The sequence below is a fragment of the Lactococcus formosensis genome, from assembly GCF_037892375.1.
Classification (GTDB): Bacteria; Bacillota; Bacilli; order Lactobacillales; family Streptococcaceae; genus Lactococcus; species Lactococcus formosensis.
On the sequence record NZ_CP141721.1, the window covers coordinates 1,961,274 to 1,987,635 of the forward strand.

At 38.2% G+C, this 26,362-nt stretch carries 27 protein-coding genes; 8 read left to right on the plus strand and 19 right to left on the minus strand.

Annotation, left to right across the window (positions count from 1 at the left end; translation table 11 throughout):
• The first annotated feature begins 21 nt into the window (after positions 1-21).
• Together yidA and VNN39_RS09450 are read left to right on the plus strand one after the other, a co-directional pair.
• Positions 22-834, plus strand: coding sequence for a sugar-phosphatase (gene yidA / locus VNN39_RS09445; protein WP_017369719.1), 813 nt, complete (start codon positions 22-24; stop codon positions 832-834).
• Positions 827-1,195, plus strand: a complete 369-nt coding sequence (locus tag VNN39_RS09450) for a hypothetical protein (protein ID WP_270264848.1) — start codon at positions 827-829, stop codon at positions 1,193-1,195. The genes yidA and VNN39_RS09450 overlap by 8 nt, the downstream gene beginning before the upstream one ends.
• An 18-nt stretch (positions 1,196-1,213) precedes the next feature.
• On the opposite strand, the gene VNN39_RS09455 is transcribed toward VNN39_RS09450, so the two are convergent.
• Together VNN39_RS09455 and VNN39_RS09460 are read right to left on the minus strand one after the other, a co-directional pair.
• Complete coding sequence (locus VNN39_RS09455) at positions 1,214-2,227, minus strand: rhodanese-related sulfurtransferase (protein WP_270740806.1); 1,014 nt, start codon at positions 2,225-2,227, stop codon at positions 1,214-1,216.
• Between the two features lie 86 nt (positions 2,228-2,313).
• A complete protein-coding gene (locus tag VNN39_RS09460; protein WP_017369722.1) occupies positions 2,314-2,769 on the minus strand; it encodes a hypothetical protein in 456 nt (151 codons plus the stop codon).
• 284 nt (positions 2,770-3,053) lie between these two features.
• On the opposite strand from VNN39_RS09460, the gene VNN39_RS09465 reads away from it, so the two are divergent.
• The 3 genes from VNN39_RS09465 (at position 3,054) to VNN39_RS09475 (ending at position 5,253) form a co-directional block, all read left to right on the plus strand.
• On the plus strand, positions 3,054-3,698 hold the full coding sequence (locus VNN39_RS09465; RefSeq protein WP_165713675.1) for a CatA-like O-acetyltransferase: 645 nt from the start codon (positions 3,054-3,056) through the stop codon (positions 3,696-3,698).
• 7 nt (positions 3,699-3,705) lie between these two features.
• Positions 3,706-4,650, plus strand: coding sequence for a metallophosphoesterase (locus VNN39_RS09470; RefSeq protein WP_338998124.1), 945 nt, complete (start codon positions 3,706-3,708; stop codon positions 4,648-4,650).
• A 72-nt stretch (positions 4,651-4,722) separates the two neighbouring features.
• A complete protein-coding gene (locus VNN39_RS09475; RefSeq protein ID WP_096368393.1) occupies positions 4,723-5,253 on the plus strand; it encodes a nucleoside tri-diphosphate phosphatase in 531 nt (176 codons plus the stop codon).
• 21 nt (positions 5,254-5,274) lie between these two features.
• Here the strand turns inward: VNN39_RS09475 and VNN39_RS09480 are convergent, their stop codons facing one another.
• On the minus strand, positions 5,275-6,915 hold the full coding sequence (locus VNN39_RS09480; protein WP_270740805.1) for an ABC transporter permease: 1,641 nt from the start codon (positions 6,913-6,915) through the stop codon (positions 5,275-5,277).
• Between the two features lie 12 nt (positions 6,916-6,927).
• Entirely contained in the window at positions 6,928-7,806 is an 879-nt protein-coding gene (locus tag VNN39_RS09485) for an ABC transporter ATP-binding protein (protein WP_165711989.1), read from the minus strand.
• Between the two features lie 132 nt (positions 7,807-7,938).
• Between VNN39_RS09485 and VNN39_RS09490 the strand changes: the two genes are divergently transcribed.
• Positions 7,939-8,505, plus strand: a complete 567-nt coding sequence (locus VNN39_RS09490; RefSeq protein ID WP_270264853.1) for a TetR/AcrR family transcriptional regulator — start codon at positions 7,939-7,941, stop codon at positions 8,503-8,505.
• On the opposite strand, the gene whiA is transcribed toward VNN39_RS09490, so the two are convergent.
• The 12 genes from whiA to VNN39_RS09550 form a co-directional block, all read right to left on the minus strand.
• Positions 8,502-9,422 carry a DNA-binding protein WhiA gene (gene whiA, locus VNN39_RS09495; RefSeq protein WP_017369729.1) on the minus strand — a complete coding sequence of 307 codons (921 nt, stop codon included), beginning with the start codon at positions 9,420-9,422 and terminating at the stop codon, positions 8,502-8,504. The genes VNN39_RS09490 and whiA overlap by 4 nt on opposite strands.
• Entirely contained in the window at positions 9,419-10,405 is a 987-nt protein-coding gene (locus tag VNN39_RS09500) for a YvcK family protein (protein ID WP_338997618.1), read from the minus strand. Before VNN39_RS09500 ends, whiA begins: the two co-directional genes overlap by 4 nt.
• Entirely contained in the window at positions 10,402-11,292 is an 891-nt protein-coding gene (gene rapZ / locus VNN39_RS09505; protein ID WP_017369731.1) for an RNase adapter RapZ, read from the minus strand. Before rapZ ends, VNN39_RS09500 begins: the two co-directional genes overlap by 4 nt.
• 44 nt (positions 11,293-11,336) lie before the next feature.
• The gene (cls, locus tag VNN39_RS09510) at positions 11,337-12,782 is read right to left on the minus strand and encodes a cardiolipin synthase (protein WP_165711992.1); all 1,446 of its coding nucleotides are present in this window, start codon (positions 12,780-12,782) and stop codon (positions 11,337-11,339) included.
• Between the two features lie 106 nt (positions 12,783-12,888).
• Positions 12,889-13,500: a hypothetical protein gene (locus VNN39_RS09515; protein WP_165714458.1), complete on the minus strand. Its 612-nt coding sequence runs from the start codon at positions 13,498-13,500 to the stop codon at positions 12,889-12,891.
• Positions 13,464-14,771 (minus strand): glycosyltransferase, encoded by a 1,308-nt coding sequence (locus VNN39_RS09520; protein WP_165713681.1) that lies wholly within the window; start codon positions 14,769-14,771, stop codon positions 13,464-13,466. The genes VNN39_RS09515 and VNN39_RS09520 overlap by 37 nt, the downstream gene beginning before the upstream one ends.
• Positions 14,772-15,422 carry a hypothetical protein gene (locus VNN39_RS09525; protein ID WP_165714456.1) on the minus strand — a complete coding sequence of 217 codons (651 nt, stop codon included), beginning with the start codon at positions 15,420-15,422 and terminating at the stop codon, positions 14,772-14,774.
• Entirely contained in the window at positions 15,412-16,797 is a 1,386-nt protein-coding gene (locus VNN39_RS09530) for an NAD(P)/FAD-dependent oxidoreductase (protein WP_338997619.1), read from the minus strand. Before VNN39_RS09530 ends, VNN39_RS09525 begins: the two co-directional genes overlap by 11 nt.
• Positions 16,798-16,956: 159 nt before the next feature.
• Complete coding sequence (locus tag VNN39_RS09535; protein ID WP_017369738.1) at positions 16,957-17,352, minus strand: hypothetical protein; 396 nt, start codon at positions 17,350-17,352, stop codon at positions 16,957-16,959.
• A gap of 368 nt (positions 17,353-17,720) precedes the next feature.
• A complete protein-coding gene (lsa(D), locus tag VNN39_RS09540; RefSeq protein ID WP_165713684.1) occupies positions 17,721-19,214 on the minus strand; it encodes an ABC-F type ribosomal protection protein Lsa(D) in 1,494 nt (497 codons plus the stop codon).
• Between the two features lie 58 nt (positions 19,215-19,272).
• A complete protein-coding gene (locus VNN39_RS09545) occupies positions 19,273-19,434 on the minus strand; it encodes a hypothetical protein (RefSeq protein WP_165711999.1) in 162 nt (53 codons plus the stop codon).
• 279 nt (positions 19,435-19,713) lie between these two features.
• A complete protein-coding gene (locus tag VNN39_RS09550) occupies positions 19,714-21,048 on the minus strand; it encodes an amino acid permease (RefSeq protein ID WP_338997620.1) in 1,335 nt (444 codons plus the stop codon).
• 476 nt (positions 21,049-21,524) lie between these two features.
• Here VNN39_RS09550 and VNN39_RS09555 point away from each other — a divergent pair, with 476 nt between their 5' ends.
• Together VNN39_RS09555 and VNN39_RS09560 are read left to right on the plus strand one after the other, a co-directional pair.
• Positions 21,525-22,334, plus strand: coding sequence for a Cof-type HAD-IIB family hydrolase (locus VNN39_RS09555; RefSeq protein WP_270231954.1), 810 nt, complete (start codon positions 21,525-21,527; stop codon positions 22,332-22,334).
• Positions 22,331-23,254 (plus strand): LacI family DNA-binding transcriptional regulator, encoded by a 924-nt coding sequence (locus VNN39_RS09560; RefSeq protein ID WP_338997621.1) that lies wholly within the window; start codon positions 22,331-22,333, stop codon positions 23,252-23,254. Before VNN39_RS09555 ends, VNN39_RS09560 begins: the two co-directional genes overlap by 4 nt.
• A 46-nt stretch (positions 23,255-23,300) precedes the next feature.
• On the opposite strand, the gene VNN39_RS09565 is transcribed toward VNN39_RS09560, so the two are convergent.
• Genes VNN39_RS09565 through VNN39_RS09575 form a run of 3 tightly spaced genes read right to left on the minus strand, consistent with a single transcriptional unit; the run spans position 23,301 to position 26,272 of the window.
• Positions 23,301-24,074, minus strand: coding sequence for a DUF1295 domain-containing protein (locus tag VNN39_RS09565; RefSeq protein ID WP_270231957.1), 774 nt, complete (start codon positions 24,072-24,074; stop codon positions 23,301-23,303).
• Positions 24,071-25,864, minus strand: a complete 1,794-nt coding sequence (locus VNN39_RS09570) for a DAK2 domain-containing protein (RefSeq protein WP_338997622.1) — start codon at positions 25,862-25,864, stop codon at positions 24,071-24,073. Before VNN39_RS09570 ends, VNN39_RS09565 begins: the two co-directional genes overlap by 4 nt.
• A 12-nt stretch (positions 25,865-25,876) precedes the next feature.
• A complete protein-coding gene (locus VNN39_RS09575; protein ID WP_338997623.1) occupies positions 25,877-26,272 on the minus strand; it encodes a DUF2177 family protein in 396 nt (131 codons plus the stop codon).
• Positions 26,273-26,362: the final 90 nt, after the last annotated feature.

Consider the following 26,362-nt stretch of genomic DNA (forward strand, 5'->3'; position numbering starts at 1 on the left):
TTAGAAAAGAGAAAAAATAAAATGATTAAACTTATTGCTATTGATATCGACGGTACATTATTGGACCCAGAACGCAAAATTACGCCTGAAGTTAAGCAGGCAATTGCAGAGGCTAAAGCTGCTGGGGTAAAAGTTGTCATTACAACAGGACGTCCACTCATGGGTGTTCACGATATTCTGGAAGAACTTGAATTGACGGATTACAGTGATTATGTCATTACTTATAACGGTGCTTTAGTACAACGTGCGACTGGTGAAGAGTTTATCATGGAAACCTTAGAAGCTGAGGATGTTCTTGATATTGATGCTGCCGCTCGTAAAATAGGTGTACATATGCACGCCATTACTAAAAAAGGAATATACACAAGCAACCGTGACATCGGCAAATACACTATTCACGAAGCTTCCTTGGTTAATATGCCCCTCTATTTCCGTCAGCCTGAGGAAATTGCAGCACTTGAAGTTGCAAAAGTAATGATGATTGATGAACCTGAAATTTTAGACAATGCTATCGCCTACTTGCCTTTTGAATTTTTCGAGCGTTATAACATGGTCAAATCAACTCCATTTTATCTTGAATTTATGAATAAAAAAGCCAGCAAAGGAAATGCTGTACTGCACTTAGCTAAAAAACTCTTCCTAGATGTGGACGAGTTAATGGCTATTGGTGACCAGGAAAATGACCGTTCTATGCTAGAAGCTGTTGGCAACCCAGTTGTCATGGGCAATGGTAAAGAAGATTTGAAGAAAATTGCCAAATATGTCACAAAATCTAATGCTGAATCTGGTGTCGCGCATGCCATTAACGAGTGGGTTTTGAAAGATTATGAATAAGCTTGCTGAAGAAACCTTTGGTCAGAGTGTTCACTTTTGGTATGACGGACTTCCGCTTTATAAAGATGGAACTTATGCAAAAGAACTCCAACTCTCTGACCAACTTAAAACTGTTCTTTTACTGGTAAAAGATGATTTCTATAAAAAAGAAGCCACTGAATATTTCTGGTATATCTATGGTAATGAACAGACACAGGATGCTCTGCAAGAAAAGGTACGACCAAATATTATGATTCGTTATCAGTCAGAGGAATTTTTCGTACGCATGAATATTGCCGATGCAGATTTTGCCTTATCTTTGGAGCACGTGCTTGCTTTTGAAACAGAACTCAGGGAACAATTAAAAAAAGCAATCTTTTAAAAGATTGCTTTTTTATTTTTAGCTTCTTCCTTTTGTGAAGAATGTTGGATCCGCTGCACGCTCTGCGATTAAAGCATTGATTTCTTCATCAGATAAGCTGAGTTCTTCCACACAGCTTTGTGAACAACAACCTTCAAAGCGCTCGGCACAATTTTCACATTGGATAAATAAACGATGACAAGCTTTATTTTTACAGTTCGTATGCATATCACAAGCTTCGCCACATTGTGGACATGTTGAGAGAACATCATCTGTAATACGCTCTCCCATACGTTCATCAAATACAAAGTTTTTACCAATAAATTCAATAGGTAAATCTTGTTCTTTGGCTTTACGTGCGTATTCAATAATTCCACCTTCCACGTGGTAAACATTTTCAAAACCTTCGTGCTTCATAAAAGCACTGGCTTTTTCACAACGAATTCCACCTGTACAGTACATGACAATATTTTTATCTTTATCGTCTTTAAGCATATCTGCAGCCATTGGTAGCTGTTCACGGAAAGTTGCAGATGGTACCTCTAAGGCATTCTTGAAATGTCCCACTTCATATTCGTAGTGGTTACGCATATCAACAAAGATGGTGTCTTCTTTACCAAGCATTTCGTTCACTTCTTCAGCTTTTAAGTACTGCCCAACATCTGAAGGGTCAAACGTTGGATCATCAATACCATCTGCAACAATTTTGTTGCGGACTTTCATCCGTAAGACCCAGAAAGATTTACCATCATCTTTAATTGCATAATTTAGACGAAGTCCATCCAATTCTGGCGCTGTTTGGTAAAGTGTCGTTTTAAATTTTTCTAAATTAGGAGTAGGTACACTGATTTGTGCGTTAATTCCTTCTTTCGCAATATAAACACGGCCAAAAACTTTTAAATCCTCGAATTTCATGTAGAGATTATCACGAAATTCTTGAGGATCAGCAATATTAAAATATTTATAAAAAGAAATTGTTGTACGGGGCTCTGTTTCAGCCTCTAAGCGTTCTTTTAATTCTTTATTTGAAATTTTATTGTGTAAGATAGTCATGCTTCTATGGTAGCACAGCTTTATATTTTTCTTAAGAAATGCGCTTGTGTTTTGTTGCACAAACCTCAATACAAAAAAAAACACAATCAAGGAAGTGTTTCTTTTTCTTCTTCGGCAAGTTCTTCAAGTTTTTTCATACGACTCATCAGCTGTCTTTCTCCCAAGAGAATAACCAACAATAATAGGCCCCAACCTGCCAATATCCCTGCCGTACGCATCAGCCCATCCCCACGATAAGTCAAAAAGATACGTTCTGGGTGTTCATTGTCTACATAAATTTTGATTTTTGTATCAACAGTGCCCAAGTTTCTAAAGTAAGTATCCAAGGGACGGACTTGGTGACTAACACCTTCAAAAGTGTAGTTCACCTCTTTTAGTGCTTCGTCCCCGCGGACAATCACACCTTGAGTTTCAGTTTTTGTGACGTTTTTATTAGCCATATGAACCCCAGTAAAAAAGAGAGAGCCTGAGATTAATGCTAAGCCAACAACAAGTAAGAGAATTCTTGAAATCCCTTGCAGTATTTTTACCGTATTATTCATCTATAACCTATATAAATTCTAAACTTTATTTTGATCTCCCCCTATTATATCAAAATTATCGTTCGGACTCTAGTTAGTTATAATCCATAAGCTCACAAATTTATTTTCTGTAGACATATTCCTCAGCAGGACTGTTTGACCCGCCTTGCACGAAAATTAGACCTGATTTAAATAAAAATACTTTGAATTTATCTGACAGCTGGATAAGTACTTCAAAATTATAGAAATCTATGGTACACTCTAACAAAACCCTCACTTCTAATAGTGATTTCCGAGGAGAAATAATGAATTATAAACATATTGACATGGCTTCCTATAATCGTCTTTCTCATTTTGAATATTTTAAAAGTCTTGCCCAACCCTATGTTGGAGTGACCGTTAACGTAAATATTACAAAACTTATCGCAACGATAAGAGAGAATAAATTTCCTTTTTTCTTAACGATCTGCTACTGTGTGTCACAAGCAGCAAACGGTGTTTCAGAATTTAAACAACGTATCGTTGAAGATAAAATTATAGAATTTAATAACTGTCAGACATCACACACAGTTTCCTTAGACGATGGGACCTATACTTACTGCAATCTTGATTTCACACCTGATTTTGCTGCATTTTTGAGCTATGCTGTGGAGGAGCAAGAAAAAGCTAAAACCATACGCTCAATCGATGAGGAGGTTGAAGGTACTTTAAATAAATTATTCATCTCAACACTCCCTTGGTTTTCTTTTACTTCCATGATTAATCCCACCCCAGTTCCTGCGGACAGCAATCCAAGAATTACCTGGGGAAAATATTTTGAACAAAACAAGGAACTGTTGCTTCCCCTTTCGGTTCTTGCTAACCACGCTCTTGTGGACGGAGCACACATCGCAGCATTTTATACCTTATTGGATGAAGAAATTGAAAAATTAGTCCAAAATTATCAATAAACCAAAAATTCCTGTAATCTTTTTTCGGTTAACACAATTAGAACTTGACTTACGGTTCTGTTATAATTTAACTATGAAAAAATTAGCACTGCTTTCAGATCTGCATCTGGATGTTAATCAATTTATAGATTCTGAAATTCAAGTTTTAATTGATACCCTGCAAGAGCAGTCTGTGACTGATTTGCACTTTGCAGGAGACATGTCCAACGACTATAAAAAAATTACGACACCTTTTTTTAAGCAATTATCAAAAAACTTTGATATTAGCCATAATCTTGGCAATCACGATATGGTACATTTATCCGAAAAAGAAATTAATGCACAGGACTTTTCGCTTAAGTATTTTGGGGATACACTTTTAGTCAGTTTTCACGGTTGGTATGATTACTCTTTCGTTCAAGATTACTCAGATGAGAAACTTTTATCCTTTAAAAATAGCTTTTACTTTGATCGCAAAATCCATCGTGATTATAGCGATGCCCTTACGACACAACATACTCTCAACACTCTCGAAACAATTTTGGAAAAGCTCAATTTTTCTGGCCGTATCATCATAGCCATGCATTTTGTTCCACATGAAGCTTTTTCCATACCTACGACTTATAAAAAATTTGAACGCTTCAATGCTTATCTTGGATCACAAGCTTTCCATGAATTGTTCATTCAGTATCCTCAAATCACTGACGTTGTCTTTGGGCACGCACACCACCGAATTTCTGCTCAAACTATCGATGGGATTGTCTATCATTCACGTCCTTTAGGTTATACTTACGAGTGGCAAATGGTCAGCGATTTTCTTCAAGATTATCCCGAATATCAAATCGAAGAACATTATCATTTGCGTAAAAGATATCAGGCGATTAGATCACTTAATATTTGGGAAGATTACCGTGCACAGCATCTGTCAAGGGAGCTCCTCAGGAGCTTAAGCTTTTTTGAGCTACCAACCTGAGTCCAGAAACTTTTTGAATATTATGCTATAATAATAAGCGAGAACTTTGAATTTTGGAAAGTTGGTGAAGCCTTGAATCTTCCGAAAGAAGGCGACCTTGTCACGATTCAAAGCTATAAACATGATGGCAGTTTACATCGTACCTGGCGAGATACGATGATACTGAAAACAAATGAAAATTCAATTATTGGTGTAAATGACCACACACTTGTAACCGAGTCAGACGACCGTCGTTGGGTCACACGTGAACCTGCAATCGTTTATTTCCACAAAAAGTTTTGGTTTAACATCATTGCTATGATTCGTGAGGAAGGCGTCAGCTACTATTGCAACCTTGCGAGCCCTTTTGTCTTAGACAATGAGGCACTGAAATACATCGACTACGATCTCGATGTAAAAGTATTTAAAGATGGCGAGAAAAAACTCTTGGACGTTGAGGAATATGAGCGTCACAGGAAACAAATGAACTACTCTCCTGAAATTGACCACATTTTAAAAGAAAATGTAAAAATTCTTGTTGATTGGATAAATAATGAACGCGGACCTTTCTCCAAGGAGTATGTTGACATTTGGTACAATCGCTATCATCAATTAAAAAAATAGTCCATCTGGACTATTTTTTAATTAATCGCCAATCAAGTCACGTTGCCGATAAATAAACATGCCAATCAGAGCAAATATTACTGCTAAAGCAAGTATAAATACAAAATTGCCCCAGTTCATTGTTTCTACCGGAAGTCTTGAAATATGGTGGAAAACATTAAAATTATTCAACCAAGCGGGGAGATTCAATATGTTACCAATATAACTCATGAAAAAAGCAAAACCAAGATAAACCCAGATTAATGTGCTCAAGCGTGGAAGCACGGCCATTAGAAAGCCTAAAATCCCAAGGACAAAGAAAATCCCAACAGTCCAAGACATTCCCGCTGCAGCTACATTAGCAAAACTGAATGCATTGTCATTATTGGCTTGGGCGAGATAGATACCAAGCACAACTGCAAATTGAGCAAGACCTCCCAATATCCAAGAGATAATCATATAAGTGGCATAAACTTTATAACGACTAATTGGCATAGCATAAAGCTGTTCTTGCCGATTTTTTCGTTCTTCTGTTACCATCCGCATGAGGGAAGTGACCGCAAAACAAGCAACCATTACCGCACAAATCATAAAGATTGTCGACATAAAACTTTCAATCATCGCTTTACTTGCTGCCTTGCTGGCCTCATTTGCCAGATGAGGGTCAATATTAAAGAGTTTGGATATAGTTGGACTGGATTCAACAAAGCCACCGATTTGGTCAATCATTGATCCATAAGTAATGCCTAGAACAAAAAGCCCTAAAATCCAGCCGATACTAGCTGTACGTTGTTGCCTCATCGTAAGCCCTGTAAAACTGAGCAAGCTTTTCGATGCATGAGCCTTACCATTTACCTCTGGAATATATCCTGCATTGACATCTCGCCTAATTTCAAGGAAATAAGCGAGAACGAGAAGAACAAGGCTCAATCCTAAAGCTAAGAAGATGGGAAGCCAATGATTCTTAACATAAGGGTCGGTCAGATAGGACCAACTTAAAGGATTCCAATAGCCCCAATTTACATTTTGTGTATCTGTTCCCATACGAATAAGGTAGAGCAAACCAAGCAAGCCAAAAGTAGCACCTTTGGCACTGCCTGAATCGGAAAAGATTTGTGCAAAAACAAGTGCAAACAAGCCCCAAAGTAAACTTTGAGCGCCTATAGCAGAGGCAAACAAGAGATTTTCGCTAAAAGAAGTCATACCCGGAATATTTTGCACCTGAATTGAAATCGCCAAGGCTACAGTAATCAAGACTTGTAAAACAAAGAGTTCAATAACAACGGCTGTCGTATTGGCTAATTTTCCGACTTGAAAAGAGCGAAAAACTTCAGCGATTCCATCTTCTTCTTCTTTTCGTGTACGATTGATAACATAGATAATCGCAACAACAGCGAATGTTATTGCCGTAATTAAAGGCATGGTCGTGCCATAAGCTGCAGCCGCGGTAAAGTCCTTACCTTGAGCGACCGTCATAGGACCGAACAATGCCGTCATAGCTGGTCCCTGAAAAACATTAAACATGGTTTCTCGTTGACTATCAGTCTGCATGATAAGCTCGAATTTACCCACTCCCGACGCTGCAAAGGCCAGCACACCAACTATCCAAAAGACAAGTTTTAGCCAATCTCTCTTGAGTAAAGCCCTCAGCATACTAAAGGTTTTATTTAAAGGTTTGTCCATAACGTTTACCTCCTACTCATAATGATGCATGAAGAGCTCTTCTAAAGTTGGCGGTGTAGACTCTAACTTCTTCACCCCATACTTAAGTAAAGTTTTTAAGATAACATCTGTTTTATCCGAATCCACTTGAAAGACAGCCTTATTGCCATTGAGGTGCAAATCATGGACGCCCTCTAATCCATGCAACGCTTCTGGCGCTTGAGTAGTTTCGACTTTAAAAGTATCACGTGTCAAATGACGTAAATCATCAAGTGACCCTGTTTCAACGATTTCTCCTTTTCGAATAACAGCAACACGATCTGCTAGACGTTCGACTTCAGATAAGATATGGCTGGACAAAATAATGGCCTTGCCCGATTTTTTGAGGCGCTGAACTTCAGCTTGGAAAACTGATTCCATCAAGGGATCCAAACCACTGGTTGGCTCGTCAAATATATAAAGTTCAGCATCCGTGGCTAAGGCAGCAATTAAGGCAATCTTCTGACGGTTTCCTTTAGAATAACTACGCGCCTTTTTCTTTGGATCAAGTTCGAACTTCTTGATAAGTTCATCACGTTTTTTTAAATCTGCATGACCATGTAATTTCAAGAAAAGGTCAATAATCTCGCCCCCAGAAAGATTGGGCCAAAGATAGACATCGCCAGGTACATAAGCAATTTTCTTATGAATCTCAATGGCATCCGTCCACACATCTTTACCAAATATTGTGGCTGATCCTCCACTCTTTTTAATAATCCCCAACAAAACACGAATCGTTGTTGATTTTCCTGAACCATTGGGACCAATATAGCCCAAAACTTCTCCAGCATTTACATCTAATGTAACATTCTTCAAAGCTTGAAATTTACCAAAATTTTTCTGCAAGTTTTTTATTTCAACAATCTTTTGCATTGCTTTGCCTCCTCAATCCATACTAATATGTACTATTTTTACTTTTATAGTTCATATTGTACTATTTTAGTTGAAAGAGTACAAACGAAAAGATATAATACATATAAAGTATTCTTTTGTGGAGGCGAGAAAATGAATCAAACAGAAAAAAAGAAAAAAGCCATTCTTGAAGTGACTTCTAACCTACTACGAGAACGCTTAATTTCAGATATTTCTATGGATGAAATTGCTCAACTGGCACAAGTCTCTAAGGTTACAATTTTTAAATATTACAAGAATAAAAATAACTTGATGAATATCGTTATACGAGATGCACTTAATTTTATGATTGAAGAAATTCAACAGTTGGTAGACACGAAAGAAAATTTTCGTGAGACTTTTCGTCAGGTTTCGCGTTTTAAAATAAGACAGATTCATTTAATGACTGATATTTTTTTGCAAAACATGATGAATCAATACGCTACTGACCCTAACTTCTTTGATACAGATATGCGACATATTCAGCACCTTGTTTATCAAAAACTCTTTCAAAAGGGGCGTGCAGAAGGAGAAATTTCTCCTGATTACACGGATGAGGATTTGATTCTTTTTATCGATATTATGAGTGAAGGCATGAAAAGAATCCCTTTAGAAAGGGCACTGAAGCGCCCTGAGATTCTTACTGAAATGTTTTTAAATGCTCTAAAAAAAGCGGATTAATTTCCGCTTTTTTTTATTTCTTCTGCTAAAGCTGTCAGTTTTCGTAACCGGTGATTCACACCTGATTTACCCAGAGGCGGATCCAAGAGTTGCCCTAACTCTTTAATTGTTGCTTCAGGATGAGCAATCCGTGCATGTGCAACCTCTGTGAGTGCAGGGGGCAGGTTTTCCAGCTCTTTCTTCTCTGCTAAATATTTGACGGCCGATATTACATCTTGCGCTGCCGACACTGATTTGTTTATATTTGCCGACTCAAAGTTGGATTGACGGTTTGCCAAGCCACGCATTTCACGCATTATTTTTGCATCTTCAAATTTTAATCGTGCCTTCATCGCACCAATCAAAGTCAAAAAATCCATGATTTCTTCTGCTTTAGATAAATAGAGGATGTAGCGGTTCTTCCGCGCAATGACACGCGCATCAAAACCGAAATTATTAAAAATATCTTTTAAATCTTCTGCGTGTTCATAATATACACTAGAAATAGACAACTGATAATCGCCTTTTTCTGGGTTGTGCATTGAACCACTCGATAAAAAAGCTCCCCGCATATAATCTTCTTGTGCTTGTTGGTCATACTTCACTGACTCAGGTATACCCGAATCCAAAAACATCAGCGAATCCGACAGTTGCAGTTCATTGAGCAATGCATTGACCTTCTCCTCGATAAAAACCGTGTATACTCTATTTTTGGATAATGTTGTTTTCTGATGCACCCGAATTTCAGCACGTATCTGATAAATTTCGAGGAGCATCTGATAGATATACTTTGCGGTTGCTGCATTTTCTGTAGACAAGGACAAGGTTAAACCACCAGAAATACCCAGAGAGCCATTCATCCGAATTAATGCAAGCAAAGTTCCTCGGCTTGCTTTTTGACTCGTAAGTTCTTTTTTTATTTCACTTGTAAAGCTCATTCTTTTTTTCTCTCACAACGTGTACTGATGCCCATGATTTCTGAAGCAATTGCATCCCCGTTGTGGAAGGCTCCACCATTAATCAATTCTAAGAAATCATTTGAAATAACATTAACTTCTTCCTCTCTGAGTGCTTTAAAGTCATGAACAACTTGGACCAAATACTCATCAAATTTATTAGAATTCATATACTCTTCTGGCACTTCCGCACTATTTACAAGAACGGTATCAATCACACGAGTACCTAAGTGTTCGTGGATGACACGTACATGATCGGCATCACTGAAATGCTCCGTCTCCCCACGTTGTGTCATGATATTGCAGACATAAACAATACGGGCTTTTGTTTTTAATAAGGCTTCCCCAATTTCTGGGATGACGATATTTGGTAAGATTGAAGTAAAGAGGGAGCCAGGTCCTAAAACAATCGTATCTGCTTCCATTATAGATTTTACCACCTTTTTAGAGGCGCGTGGGCTCTGTCCTGTATTTGTCTCCGTCAAATATACATGATGAATCAAACCTTCATAATCCGCAATTTTACTTTCACCTTCAACTTCATGCCCATCCTTAAAGACGGCATGCAAAGTCAAAGCTACATCACTTGAGGGATAAACGTTTCCACGCACATGGAAAAAACGAGCCAGAGTTTGTACCGCCTGATAAGTCGAACCTTGCATTTCACCAATCGCAGCGATAATCAGATTTCCTAAAGGATGACCAGAAAGTTCCCCATCGCTTGCATCAAAACGATATTGGAGAATATCTGCGTAAAATTTCGGCATGTCGCTCATGGCGATAAGAACATTGCGCAAGTCTCCAGGTGGAGCAATATTAATTGCTGAACGCAGACGCCCTGAAGAACCGCCATCATCTGCTACTGTTACAATTGCGGAAAGATCGATATTTTCTTGACGCAAAGACTTCAAAATGACGGGAATTCCAGTCCCGCCTCCTATAACTACTACTTTTGATTTACTCATGATCGATTAACCGTTTCTTTCCGTCTATCCTTATCTCTATGGCTAGTATTTAAATGCCAATCTTCTTTAAGAAGTGCTTTGGATACACGTTCAGCAAATGCGACAGAACGGTGTTGTCCACCTGTACAGCCAAAAGCAATTGTCAATACAGATTTTCCTTCTTTTTGGTATGCAGGTATAATCGGCAAGAGCATATTCATTAAATTTTTATAAAAATCTTCAGAAGCTTTCTGGTTCATGACATAGTTGAAGACTTCTTTATCTTGCCCTGTTTTATCACGAAGCTCTGGAATATAGTGTGGGTTTGGTAGAAAACGCACATCAAAGACTAAGTCTGCATCCATCGGCAAACCATACTTAAAGCCAAAGGAAATAACTTCAATACGAAATGGTGCTTCTTTTGTCTCTGAAAAACGCTCAAGAATACGGGCCCGCAAATTACGTGGTGTGAGCTCACTTGTATCAATAACAACTTCAGCCAAGGACTTCAAATCTGAGAGAATTTCGCGTTCTTGTGTAATCCCATCCAGTACACGACCATCAATAGCTAGCGGATGTGAACGGCGTGTTTCTTTATAACGTGCGACCAGTTCAACATCACTTGCATCAAGGAATAAAAGTTTGAAATTCACTTCTGGAAGATTAGAAAGTTCTGCAACGATGCCGCGCAAGCGGTCAAAGAAGATACGTGAGCGCATATCGACAACCATTGCGACTTTGTTTATCTTACTATCCGGTGTATTGAGAAGCTCAACAAATTTTTCAATTAAGTTAGGGGGCATATTATCCACAGCAAAGTAGCCCATATCTTCAAAAGATTGAATCGCTACAGTTTTACCTGCGCCTGACATACCTGTAATAATGACAATATTCAGTTTGTTATCCATGTTTTTCTCCTCTTTCTTATAAAGTACAAATAGGATTATTTTGTTCAAAGCATTGGACTAATGAGTCTTGCAAGCCCTTCTTTGAAGCGAATACTGGTGCTACGCTCTTCGTATATTTCCATAGTCAATCGTTTACTGACTTCAAGGTCTTTCTTAAAATCTTCGCGTAATTTTTGCGAAATATCATAATCGTAAAGGACCATATTTCCCTCAAAGCAAAGTTGGAGACTTCGATTGTCGAAGTTTGCTGATCCTACAGATGCATACTCTCCATCAATGATGAGCGTTTTAGAATGCACAAACCCTTTCTCATAAGTATAAACCTTTGCCCCCATCTTAAGCAAGTCTGCCGCATAATAATAGGTTGCCCAATAAACCAGCGGATGATCTGGCTTGTTAGGAATCATAAGCCGAACTTCTACACCAGATAAAAGCGCCAATTTCAAAGATTCATGTAAAGCATCATCTGGAACATAATAAGGTGTTTGAATAATGATTTCACGTTCTGCACTGTTTATCATTTTCATATAGGTCATTTTGATTTGTGCTTTAACTTCATCTGGACCAGAGGTCACAAACTGTGTGATGATGCGGTCTTCTTCTAAGGCTACTGGGAAGTACTCTTCTGCTTCCGATATTTCAAACTTATGTTGACTGTTCCAATCCATAATGAAGCGATTCTGTAAAGAATACACAACATCTCCTGTTAAACGGAGATGCGTATCTCTCCAATAACCAAATTTAGCCGTTTCTGTTGCGTATTCGTCTCCCACATTGAAACCACCTGTGTAACCAATTTGACCATCGATAACCACGATCTTACGATGTAGACGATAATTTGTTCGGGGATTGATGAGGGATAAAATCAGCGGAAAGAAATAGGACACCTCTCCCCCAGCTTTCGTCAACTCATCAAACTCATGCATTTTCGTTTTATTACTTCCCCAAGCATCAATGAGAACTTTCACTTCAACACCACGTTTTACAGCTGCAGTAAGAGCATCGGTAAGCTCCCTTCCGAGATGATCCATCCGAAAGATGTAATACTCTAAATGGATATGGTGTTGGGCATTATGAATATCGTCAAGCAGCGCATCAAACTTTGCACGACCATCTGTGAAGATTTTTACTCCTGTGTTTGCTGAAATAACGGCTTTTTCTTCAACAAAAAGCATATGAATCAGCTGTGTAATACCATGATTCCGCGTTATTTTTTTTATGAAGCCCTCTTCATTATATACTCTCCAAGTACGTTTCAATTGTTCCTCAAATCCCACACGAAAGGCACGCTGCACTTTAAAAATTCGATAGTGTGCAATGCCACGACCAACCAAGATATATAAAATAAAGCCAAAGACCGGTAGCAGGTTAACCACAAAGAGCCAAGCCCATGTTGTTGAGGTGCTTTTTCGCTCCCGAAAAATGATGGTCAATGATAAAAAGAAGTTTAGGACAAAAATAGATAGTTCAACAATGGCAAGAATCCCCAAAATAAAACTCCTTTTTCTAAAAGTATTCTTATCTAATTATAGCAAATTAAGGACTGTTTCGCTTTCATTTTAGATAAGAATACTTTTAGAAAACCTTGAATATACTTCAAGGTTTCTTAATATAATCATCATAAAGTAGCTCAATCTCGTCGGTATCAATATTTTCTTCAGGTAAAATAACGACCCACTTGATATTTCGGCGTACTGCTTCCTCACCTAATTTGCTTGAGAAATGGAACTCCAAAATATCAGCTTTGATCTCAATTTGTTCCAAAGCGTTCTTTCGTTTGTCCTGGAATTTATCAGAAAAATACCCCTTAGTTCTAAACCATTTACGGTTGAACGCAAGCAAAGTGATAATAATCGACACTACAAGTAGGGTCATAAGGATTGATTGCGTGAAGGTATAGAAAAGTCGTGTTGTGGACTCCAAATAAAAGAAGGGCTCCTCTGTTTTTAATATCTCTTCAGTCAAAAGGACTTGCCATAAAGTAACTATCCCAGGTACAAAGGTTACTAACCAGACAATGATTATCCCGCAAACATTAAGCAACCGGGTTGTTATCAACTTCGAATCTGGTGCTGCTTTTGGATTAAAGAATGCATCGTAAACCACTTCATTCTCGATTTCCTTACGTGACAGGATGCGCGGACGTTCTGAATTTCCCCGCGGTTCTTCATTCAATCTCCTGTTTTCTGTCTCTCTGGGGATACCCATGTTCCTCCTCCTCCTGTTATTTGTGCTTTAATCGCTCTTGGTAAAGCCGCGAGCAAGGTGAATGGTGAAATGAGCCAATAAATCCATGTGTACCAGCCTGCGAAAAGGGAATACTTCATGGCAGCCTTATCACTATCATTGAACCAAATTGAAGTTAACAACTGTGTCACACCAACAATAAATTCATACATGATGAAAATCAAGGCACTAATCATAAAACGCCTAATCTGAAAACCATCCCCAAGTGCCACCCAGAAAAAGAGCCAGTAGATGACGAAGAGTGACGAGATAAACCAGAAAATGGCCCACATGATTGATAAAAATTGGTCCATAAGCAAAAAGATGAATGGAAAAGTTTTCACAGGATGTAAAAGCACATCCAGAGCGTGAGACATAAAAACTTCAAGGCCACCTTGTGCCCAACGCCTCCGCTGTTTATAAAGGACACTAATTTTTTCAGGAACTTCCATATAACAACGGGCATTCGGTGCATATTGGATCCGCCAACCCTTAAGCTGCAATGCCCAGCTGACAGCGATATCTTCGGTGATTTTGGATTGATCAAAAAGCCCTATGTCTATCAAAGCTTCCCGCCGATACATGACACAGACCCCTGAAACTGTGAAAATTCGTCCAATCATTGATTGTGCACGCTTGGTCATTCCGATAATCGAATGATATTCCACATATTGTAATTTCGCCAACAAAGAAGTCAAATTACGTGGCATAGGATTTCCTGTGACTGCAGCAACCAGTTCTTTTGGAGAAAAAATAGAATCTTTCATGAACCAAGCCACCATATGTTTAAGTGCATCTCCAGTCACGAAAGAGTCTGCATCGATACAGAGGAGAAAGTCTCCTTTAGAATGAAGCGCTGCTTGCGTAAGTCCATGTGCTTTTCCTTTATTCTTCTGTACTTCAATTACTCTTAAATGTGAGTCGGGCTTCGTCTCTTGCCAGTTTCGCAAGATAGTATTTGTATTATCTGTTGAACCATCAGATATTGCAATAATTTCATAATTTTTGTAATTGATCTGTGTGTCCAAGTAATGTAGCGTACGCTCAATAACAACTTCCTCATTGTGACAAGGGACCATGATGGTGATGAAAGGCTCTTTAGTACCTTCTGGAAACTTGGGAAGACGATTTTTAGTCCGGAAATGATAGTAAGTACCACCAATAATCCAGAATATCCCACCAACAATCGGATAAAAAATAAAAATGAAGAGCATTACATCAACAATACTGCTAAGATTAAACCAACCAACCATCTAGTTTCCGCCCTTCCCTTCAATATAATTCCGTTCTTGTGAAACTAAAGATTCATAATTTTGGAAGAACTTCGCATAGCGGTTTCTACTATTTTTTAAATCAATTTCAAAAATATGGGCTGCCTCGCGCACAGTATCACATTGACCAGTTTGAATATAGCTCTGAAAAATTTCGATAGCTTTAGGCGTTAAGTAATTCACTGAAATATTTGTTTGAGATACTGTTTCCGAATCTAAGATTTCTCTAGTTTCTTTTAGAAGGCGCTCACGCTCTGTTTGAGTCTCACTATTAATCCTCGCTACTGTAGGGCTGGAAAAGCGCTTGAGTACCCCTTTCTCCCATAAAAGTAGAAAAATCACCATAGAAATCATGCTAGAAAAAACAAAGTAGAAAACGTCAAAAAGAATCAAAAATTCAAAGTCCATCCGCTGAAGCATATATTCACCAGCAACGATGAAAAATGCGACCGCAATAAATATCCCCGCAATTGAACCTGTGATAAAAGCATAACGATTACGAGTAGCGTTAATTTCACGCTTCATGGCCTTTTTCAGTTGTGTGCGCTGAATGCGTAAACTGTCTAGGCGCTCAAGTGCTTGAAGTAAATTATCAAGCTGAACAAGCGCAGTTGATGATCGCTTATTTAACATCTGGATTTCTCCCCTCTTGCTTTTGGTGAAGCTGCTCTCTTACTTTTTGTGCTGCAATTTTTAGAAAGTTATCGGGATTTTGGAACCCATGCTCAAAGTAGAGATCTGCAAATTCCATATCTTCAATCGTCATATCTTGTTGGATAGCAACTGAGACAATATTGGCATAGCTTGAGAGATTAGAGACGGTGCCCATTGCTTGAAGACCTAAAATCTTGTGATTTCCTTTGTCATAGGTAAGCCATACCTTGACATAGTCATCAGAGTTGATAAAGTGATTTTCTAGATAAACCAGCTCAGCTTCGTAGCCTTCTTTTCGAGCGGTTTCTTTACTTAGACCTGAGACACAGATGCTATATTCTTCTAAATTCATAGAATAAGTGCCTTGAGACGGCGTAATCATCCGTTTAGGCTCCATAAGATTAATAGCAGCGACGGCTCCTTCACGGAAAGCATCTGAGGCATGGGGGAGATAGATTTTGTGCTCCACTTGCTTCATAGTTGTGGTGGCACAGTCTCCCACTGCAAAAATGTCATCTGCACTGGTACGCATGTATTCATCAACCTCGATTGCACCCCTATCGCCAATGAGGACCTGATCCATTAATAAAGTCGAATTTGGTCGGAAACCTATGGCTACAACAACAACATCGACATTTATTTGTTTATGTTCTGTGTAAACAGCTATAGTTTGGCCTTTTTTACTGAGTTTTGATGATGAAATCTCTTTGATGTCGATAACCAAAGATGAAGTTTGCACTTTGATCCCTTCCTTTTCAAGTAAGCTCTGTATTTCTTCACCAACTTCTTCATCAACATACTTATTCAGGATGCGATTTCCAGCTTGGACGATATAAACTTCCATACCTTTTTTTCGGAAAATACGAGCAAGCTCAACACCAATCATGCCGCCTCCCATGACCGCAACAACTTTTTTCTTATCCATAAATTTGCGAAGAGCAAAAGCATCTTGTTTGTTTTTAACAAAATATACGTTGTCATTGATCACACCACGAATTGGGGGAATGACAGGGTATGACCCAGTTGCTAGGACTAATTTGTCAAAATGATCTGTGAGTGGGATTTCATCGTCTTTTTCAGTGTAAGTCAACTGCTTAGTTGTTGTATTAATATCTTCAATAGTTGTCCGCGTTTTGACATGGATCCCCAAATCTTCAAGCTCTCTAGTAGAGGTGTAAGTCGATTGGCTCGCCAGATTATTTTTCCCCATCAAAAATTGCGGAATGCTTTGGGAAATGAAACTCACTTCCGCTTTTCTTTCGTAAATTATTATTTCAGACTCTGGATACTCTTCCCGCGCACGCTTGGCACAAGCAATACCAGCATGAGAACCCCCAATAATTACAAGTTTCATAAAACGTCTACTTATTTTAACTTAATACTAATTATATTAAAATAAGAATTATTTCCCTAACATAATGCGCGAAATGTAACAATATATTTTCTAATGTTTACATTTAGATGAAATGAAATATCAAAAAAGAACACCTCAATTTGAGTTGTTCTCCAAAAGTTAATTCATATTACGCACTGGTGGCCACCACCCATCCTTACTTGTACCATCTGGATTGACGATATGCAAAATTTGAGCCTCATCAATATGCTGGCGATTCATAGCTTCTTGTTTGGCTTCAATGCGGCTGCTTGCTTCGACAAAAACTCGCAAAGTATCAGGGTTGGTCTCAAAATTAGTCTTCATACTTTCAACTTCTTCAGGTGATGGTGCATAGTAAACTAAAAAAGTATATGTTCCAATGCCGCCTTGGCCTTGTTCTTCCCATTTTTCCTCGATTGCTGTAAGTTTTTTCATTGATTCACGATTTTGTGTAAAAACCACTGCAGTCATTACTAAAATTGTAACTAGTAGTACGCCTGACAGTGAAATCAGTATCTTTCCGACCTTAGACATCTTTTTCTCCATTTCATTAATTCTACTTTTATTTTACAATAAGATTTCCAATATTAAAAACGAAATACTTTGCCGACAACTATTGTTACTCATCAGTCTAGAAGTGAGTTTGTACCTTTGGTAAGTTATTTCCTTGGAACGATATAAAAATCTAATTTTTTACTCTAAAGTAAAAACGCCCGCTTCACCAACGGACGTCCTTACTTTTGTAAACATTTTATAGGAAAGATTGCTCTTTGGATAAAGAGCTGTGTCTTCAAAATAACGCTCACGTAAAACGCTTTCATTCTTTCGACTCCTTTAGTATACATGAATAAAAGGAACATGTCAAGAAATCGCTGAATTTTCTCAATAAAAAAAGCAGTGTGTTAAACGCTGCTTTTTATGAGTTCGATTTGGGCGTCTGCTACTTGATCAACAAAATACTGATCGTGCTCAATGACAAGCATACTGGGCTTGCTCCTCTTTATCATTTGAATGATTTGCTCTTGATTAAAAACATCAAGATAGTTGAGCGGTTCATCCCAGAGATAAATATGCGCCGGCTGACTCAAGGCGCGGGCCAGTTCGACTTTACGCTGCTGTCCCTGACTCATATTTTCGATTTTTTGCTCAAAAACTTTGCGCTCTACGCCTAATTTGCGCAAATTGTTGAGAAAAAGTTCTAATTCTAAGTTTTCTTTTTTGGCAAACTCGTTCAGAAACCCTCTATTATCTGCAAGTTGTCTTACTTCGGAAATGACCAAGTTATGGGCCAACTCAAATGTTCCAACATAACGGCCAGTAAATTCACCTGTGAGGACTTTCATTAGAGAAGATTTTCCTCTACCATTTTCTCCTGTTAGTGCAAGCACCTGACCTTGTTCAAGTGTAAAAGACACAGGTTCAAAAAGAAAGTCTTCAAATCCAGCCGCTAAATTTTCCACTGTCAGTAAGCGTTTTTGATGACTCTCTAAGACACTCATTTCCAATCCAGGTACTTCTTCCCAATTTTTTAGAAGTAGTTCCTTGTCAGCGATATCCTCTTTCATGCGCTTTTCGAGATTTTTAGACTTTTGCATCATATTTGCTGCTTTTCGTCCAATAAAACCTTTATCAACACGTTTTGTTTCCGAATCAAAACCTCGTTTCTTGCGGGATTTTGTTGCTTCTAAGTTACGCGACCACGCTTCTTTTTCACGCGCCGTTTGCTTCAATCTACCGATTTCTTTCCTGAGTTTATCATCTTGTGCCTTTTCCGTGAGATCTCGCAATCTTTTTTCCTCCTCGTAGATAGCAAAATTACCTGCATATACTTGTAAGTCCGCACGCTCTATCGCAAGTGTATGATCTGTCGTCTTATTGAGAAAATTACGGTCATGTGAGATTAAAATATATCCCTTTTTTTCTGACAAGTAGGCTGCAACTTTCTCACGTGAAGCTTTATCAAGATGATTGGTTGGCTCATCGATGAGCGGATAATTATGCTCATCCAAGAATAAAAGTGCTAAGAGTGTCTTTGTTTGCTCTCCACCAGAAAGACTATTGAAAGGACGCCATAAAGTATCTAAATCTACGCCCATTAGTGTCAATTCACGCTCAAGTTCCCACTGCTCAAAGTCAGCTAACTCTTGCAAGACAAATAAGGTCAACTGGTCTTTATCATTAATCGTCTGAGGAAAATACACAAAGCTCTTATTGGTTTTAATTTCAAGATGTACATCCACTTCTCCAAGAAGGATTTTTAAAAGTGTAGTTTTCCCTCTCCCGTTACGGCCAACCAATCCCAGCTTCCATTGATCATCAATATTGATATTTACATTGTCAAAAATAAGCTGATCGGTATAACCAAATGTTAAATTATTTATTTTAATATTCGACATTCTTCTCCTTTACTAAAAAAGCTCATGGGCTTTTGTTATGTTACCCTGTTCTTAATTTCTAATTAAAACCTATCGTATAATGTTGTGAAGTTGTATGTGGCTTTGTTGCGTGTTTAAGTCCTTTGGCCTGTATTTTTTGTCCTGTCTGAACAGGCATTTTCTTCTGCACCGCTCTGATTTTATCTAATCGAGCTTGCATCTCTTTCTGTTTTTTATTCAAAATAAAAACTCCTTTTCTCTATCTTCGCATCCACAAAAATAGAGAAAAAGAGTTCAAAATGAGCCTAAAAAGGGCTTTATTTTTGAAAGTCTATTTCTATAAATCATGAATGCGAAAAAACATCTGCGAACTTTCTTTCAGAATCGCCTTTAACATTTTTTCAATTTTCATGACTTATAATTTCAATAGACCTTACCTCGCTTTTATTGTTAAGAATAGTTTATCAAAACAAAAAAATACTGTCAAGAAAAATACTTGACAGTTTAGTGTTTCATTTATTTATTCTTCTTTTTTACGATAGCTTAAAAAGCTAAGGAGGCAGACAACTAAGGCAAATACAGAAATTCCCCATGGATTTGAAATCACAACGTTATAGCCCACAATAAGCAGCACAATTAAAGTGAAGATAGAAACCGTCTTGATAAACCAACCACCAAGTCCTGTTTTAAAATAGAAAATAATTGCAGCAATCAAGAGCATCATCCACACAATAAGAATCGTGTAAGAGATAGATCCCGCAAGATAGACAAAGAGATTATCACCAAAAATAAAGGAAAGAATAGCTCCGATAAAGAGCATACCTGAGCAAAAGATAATTGCTGCGACAGGAATTTGTTTCTTCGAGAGTCTACCTAGCGTTTGTCCGATTGGACCCTTTGCATCTTTGGCGCGTGAATAGACCGAACGCGATGTGGCATAAATCGCTGAGTTAATTACAGAAAAAAGAGCTAAAATAATAACAAAGTTAACAATCAAAGCTGCTCCTGGAATCCCGAGTTTTTCAAAAATCAAAACAAATGGGCTTTCTTTTGTTGTACTCAAGAACTTCCATGAGTAGAGCTCTACAAAGATAAACATTGGAATAACATAGAAAGAGAAAATACGGATAATAACTCCTCGAATCGCTCTTGGTATAGCTTTCTTAGGGTTTTCTACTTCTGCAACTGTCAAGGCGATGAGTTCTGATCCCCCATAAGAATATAGGACGATAAGCATGGAATTAAACACTCCCTGCATACCATTGGGCATAAATCCACCATAAGTGTTCATTCTTCCAAGGCCTTCACTGAGGCCGAGGTGGAAAACTTGAGTTGCGACTAAATAAAGTCCCACAACAATCAAAATAAGAATGACAATAATTTTTGTCCAAGCCAGCCAATACTCTGTTTCCGCAAAGACACGTACTGAATAAAGGTTTAACCCCAAGGTAATAATAGCTACTATAAGTACAAAAATCCACGATGGAATTTGGGGGAGCCAAACTCCTAAAAATTGAGCAATGGCTGCTGATTCTGCTACCATAACAGCCATCCATAAGGACCAATAAACCCAGTCTGTAAAGTGGGCAAATCTTTTTCCCACATAAGGGGAGATGAGCCCTGCTAAACCAACAGTGTTCTCTTTTTGATGAATGATTATTTGGCCAACACCATGCATCACGACATATAAAATTACGCCAGCTAAAAGATAAGCAATCATTACCGCTGGACCAGCGGCTTGGATGGCGTTACTGGAACCAGCAAATAAGCCCGCTCCAATGGCGCCACCAAGTGATAGCATAATCACATGTCTCGTCTTCATTGAAGACTTCAGTTCTTGATTAGAATTTTCCAAGTAAAATCCCTCATTTCTATTTTTTTTGCTTCTTTAGTTTTTTATAAAAAAGGTAAAGCCCTGCTTGGATCACGATAGATTAACTTTAATGGTTTAACAAAAACTAAAGAGCGGTTAAATTCAAAAAGAAAAAGCCGGGTAAATTACCCGGCTTTTTATCACGGGCACAGATACTTTTTGAGAATACTCAAAAGTTGTATCTATGCCAAGCATAAACACAACTTATCTGCGCCAAAAGAAATAGACTGTCAATGGAAGTGTTTTGCTCATGTGATTTTCTCCTTTATGAATTTAAAACTTATTATACGTAAAAATATTTTAAATTGCAAGAATTTATACAGAATTATGTGAAAATTTATGAAATTCCAGTTTTTCGCCTCAATTTATCTTCCAAATCGGAAAAGCATATCGCTTGACATGGAACGCGTTTCATAAATTACAATGAAAGCATCAAAAAACATAAAGGAGATTTAACGATGATTAAACACATTTTTACAGACATGGATGGAACACTTCTTGACACACGCGGCAGCCTTTCTGATACAAATCGCTGGTCAGTCTGTCTGAGTGATATCCCCGTTACCCTTGTTTCCGCACGAAGCCCGATTGAGATGGGACCTACATTGAATAAACTTCAGCTGAAAACACCACAGATTGCTTTCAACGGCAATCTGACTTTTACCCAAAATGAATTTGGGATTCAAGTGATTGAAAAGCACACCTTACCAGCTGATATTGTTTCCGCTCTTTTGGACTACTTCTCTTCAAACTTTCCAAATGTAAGTCTCAGCTGGTACAGCTTGGCACATTGGTACATTAAGAAACAGGACAAGGGAGTCTTCTTCCAAAAAGCCCTTACTGGAGCTGAACCACGTATTAAAGCATTTGACGGACAATCTGAAATCTACAAAATTATGTTGATGACTTTCAATCCTGATGAAATGCTACAAATTGAGCATGCTTTGAAAGAGCTGGATATTCCTGATATCCATGTGACTCGTTCCACAGCACATACTTTAGAGATTACATCTGCTGAAAAAACTAAGGCTGATGCTGCAGAAGCTATTTTGGAAGAAAAGGAAATTGACTTTGAGGAAATTGCTGCAATTGGTGATGGAAATAACGATATTCCACTCTTGAAGGTTGCCGGTCTTCCTATCGCAGTAGATAATGCTAGCGAAGAAGTGAAAGCCCATGTTAAAATAGTGGTAGCTAAAAATACAGATCACGGTGTAACTGAGGCGCTCTCAGCTATTCGTGAAATCAACGAACAGGTAACCTTATGACATCTCTTTCTGATATTGCCAAACTTACTGGATACTCCAAAGCCACCGTTTCTCGTGTGCTTTCTGGTAATGGCTATGCCTCTCAACACACGCGTGAAGAAATCTTGAAAGTTGCTGCCGAATTAGACTATGCGACAAATGCGATTGCTCAAGAATTGGCATATGGAGCTACACATAATATCGGTGTTGTACTTCCTTATATCAAGTTACCCTTTTTCAGCAAAATTTTAGAAGGAATCCTTGAGAAAAGCTTTGAAACAGGATATAAAATCATTATTCTCCCCTCAAACTATAATCAGGATTTAGAAATTGAATATCTAGAAAAATTACGTAAAAAGGCCTTTGAAGCCATCATTTTCACTTCACGTCAAGTACCTGAAGAGACGATTCTTAAATATCAGAAATATGGTCCTATCGTGCTCTGCTACAAACCTGAAAATTCAGGGATTCCAGCAACCTATGCAAATCGGATCCCTGCTTATCGTGAAGCCTTTGAATGGCTCAAGGAGCAACACTGTTCAAATATTGGCTTTCTCTTATCCAGAGGTAAAAGTCCCACAATCTCAACTACTCTACAGGCTTACAAGGATGTTTACCAACTTGAGGCAAGGCCAGAGCAGATCAAATCAGGCCTTATCTCATCTGAGGATGCTTATCGCTTTGCTCCACAATTGACACAATTTGACGGAATTTTTGCTAATTCCGACGAAATTGCGGCCAACGTATGGCGTTGGTTTGAGGAGCAAGGACTTCCTAAACCGATTATTGTAGGACAAGAACGTTTGCTGGCTGGACAATTGCTCAAATTACCCACCATTGACAACCATTGCCGTCAAGTCGGGCGGATGGCTTTTGAGCAGGCTGTTTCAAAAGCAAATAAACAGACCTCTGTTAACTCTGAGTTTATCCTTGAACGTTAACTGAGGCGTGACATAAAAATCCCAAGAAATTTATCTTGGGATTTTTTTACAGCCCTTTCTTGCCGATGAAAGGGAAAAATTTAGGGGTAACTTGCGCGTAAGCTTGAAAATCTTTGCGCGCTTTGTATTTCCTTTCAAGTAATGGGACTCCAGAAACAAACAAGAGTAAACCAGTGATTAAAAGTGGACTCACAATCAACCAAAGATCAGAAATGTCTGTAAAACCAATCAAGAAGATGCCCCACCAACATGCAGCTTCTCCAAAATAATTCGGATGTCGCGTCACTGACCACAAGCCGCTGGTCAGTAATTTTCCTTTGTTTTCTTTATTCTTCCTAAACTGTTCCAGTTGCCAATCACCTATTACTTCAAAAACAAAACCTATCAGCCAAACTACTACTCCAAGAATTTGCCACCAGAAAATTTGACTTTCCGGGCGGTGATTGCTTTGCATGATTGGTAGCGCAATAATAAAAAGTAAAAGGTACTGAACCATAAAGACGGAGAAAAAAGCCTTTAGTTTTGGCGCGTGACTTCCCCATCTGCGGCGCATGTTGGTATAGCGATAATCTTCGGGTTTGTTCCAATTGCGTCGAGCTAAATGAACGAATAACCTCACACCCCAAAGCCCAACCAAAACTAAAATTGCTCTATTTTGCATGGTTATTTGAGTATTGAAGAAATAGCTTAAACACGCTGTCAAAACAAAACCACCGCCCCATGCTATATCGATTAATCCATAGTTTTTCTTCTGGTCTGCTACTTTAAACCAGCAAATGAAATAAACAAGTAAAACCCCTAAAACTATTCCATAAATCATAACCGCTCCTTTGTAATGCCAGCGACAGCGATACTTCCAGCTCCCGCAGAGATAGCAATGGCAGATGAACTCTCAATCACCTTATAATCATTGCCCGTTTTTTCTTTTAATATTTTCTGCCAATCTTCTATATCACCTTGGGCCAAGACATGAGTCAGAGCAATATCTTCAATCTGTCCACTTTTTGCTAAGGATTGGATTTTTTTGAGTATTTTTTTCATACTTTGCTTCTGACTTAAGGAAGTACCGATGAGTTTCCCATTGCCCGTTTTGTCTAGACTAATTATTGGATGGAGTGAGAGTTTTTGAGCTATTGCTCCCAAAGACTGAGGAATTCTTCCTGACTGTATCATCGGAGATAAATCAGCCACTGCCACATAGATGAATATTCTTTCACGTAGCTGCTGGATTTCTTGCACAAGCTGTCGGATAGGAACTCTCCTCTCCGCAAGTAGAGCTGCCTGTTGTACAAGTAAACCTTGAGCAACAGAGTTTAATCGTGAATCAATGAGATGAATCCAGTTTTTCGAATAATTTTTTTCTTTGATACGTTGCTCAATCAACTGATATGTGCCACTAAGTTGTGACGCTACCGTGATAACAAGCACATGTTCATACTTACCTTCCAAAAAGGAGAAAAGTGCATCAATCGTTTGGATGCTTGGCTGTGAAGTACTCATCTTAAGATTTTCACCTGCTTTTTCTTTGATAAGTTGTGCATTAATTGTCAACTTGTCTAGAAAATTTTGGTCTCCCACAGTGACATTTACAGGTAAAACATGCACTTGATGTGCAAGCACAAATTCTTGAGATAAATCAGCTATAGAATCTGTAACAATCGCTATTGGAGCTAACATTTGTTGAGAAATTTCGTACTGTAGGCGCATATCGTCTACTTTTTGGTAGATAATTTGTCCGTATTTTTCTAGCTTTGCCAAGACCTTTTGAGGCTCATTAGTGTGCATATGGAGTTTTAACTGTTTAGCATTTCCTGCAGTAACCATTGAATCGCCCTTTTCTTGCAGTACTTCTCGTAATTGAAGTTCAGAGATTTGGGGTGCTTTGATGATAAATTCGGAACAGTATCTGTAACGCGGTGCTTCAGCTATGATATGGTTTACCGAAAGTTCTTTAACCATCTCTAGACCGTCATCTGCCTCTTCATCCCCAACTTTTAAAACTCTACCGCAGTAAAAGTCTGTAAAACCAAGGATAAAATAATAAAAACCTTTCGCCCCTGCATCTACCAACTTATTTTTCCGTAATAAGGTCATCTGAAATTGCGTAGCATTTAGTGCTTCTTGTGCTTCTGCTTTTGCTTCTAACAAGGCCTCTTCAAAGGAGTGATTCAATCTATAATTTTTTACCAGTGTAATAGACCAGGCACGCATTACTGTTAAAATAGTCCCTTCCTTAGGATCTATTAACGAACTATAAGCTTTGTTTACAGCTTGTTCTAAAGCTTCAACAAAACTTTCAAAATTCGTTTCTGCTTTCTGATAGTTCTCAGCCACAGCACTTAAATATTGGGCAAAAATGATTCCTGAATTTCCTCGAGCGCCAATAAGTGCTGCTGCTGATATTTCATCTAAAAGAATATCCATAGGATAATTTTTCATCGGTACATTGTCAATAATAGCTTGCATTAGTGAGGCAAGATTACTACCTGTATCTCCATCTGCCACAGGGAAAACATTTATTTTATTCAGCTCTTCTTTCTGAAGGATTACTTTTTCTGCCCCAGCTCTAAAACTCTGTAACAAGCGATAATTTTCATTTTTTTCTCCCACTTCTTTCTCCTTCTAAAGCTTTGCAGCAATTATATAAGTGAGTGTTGCACTAAGGGAAGTCACAAAACTCCCCCAAATAATATCAACAATTGTAATTTTCAATGGCCAATCGCTCAATGTCGCAAGATTTGTCAAATCATATGTGGCGTAACATACTGCTCCAAAAAAAGCTCCGGCTAAAAGAACGTAAGAAATGCTTTCTTTCACTTGTCCAGGTACCAAAACAAAAAATACAAGTGCAGCCACATAAATAAGGTAAAAAATGATGGCAGGCAAAAGTTTGGTTTGCCCCATCAAATGGCCAATGTACGGTTGATAAAACTTTTTATTTGCAAAGACTAACCATAAACTATCTAAAATAAGGAAAATTACTGCATTGATTAAAAACAGCTTTAGAAATTGAAACATCTTATACCCCTTTTCCACTCCATATCCTACTCGGTAACCGATTTCATTTCATTAATTTTAACACTTCTCTTTAAAATTAGCGAAAAACTT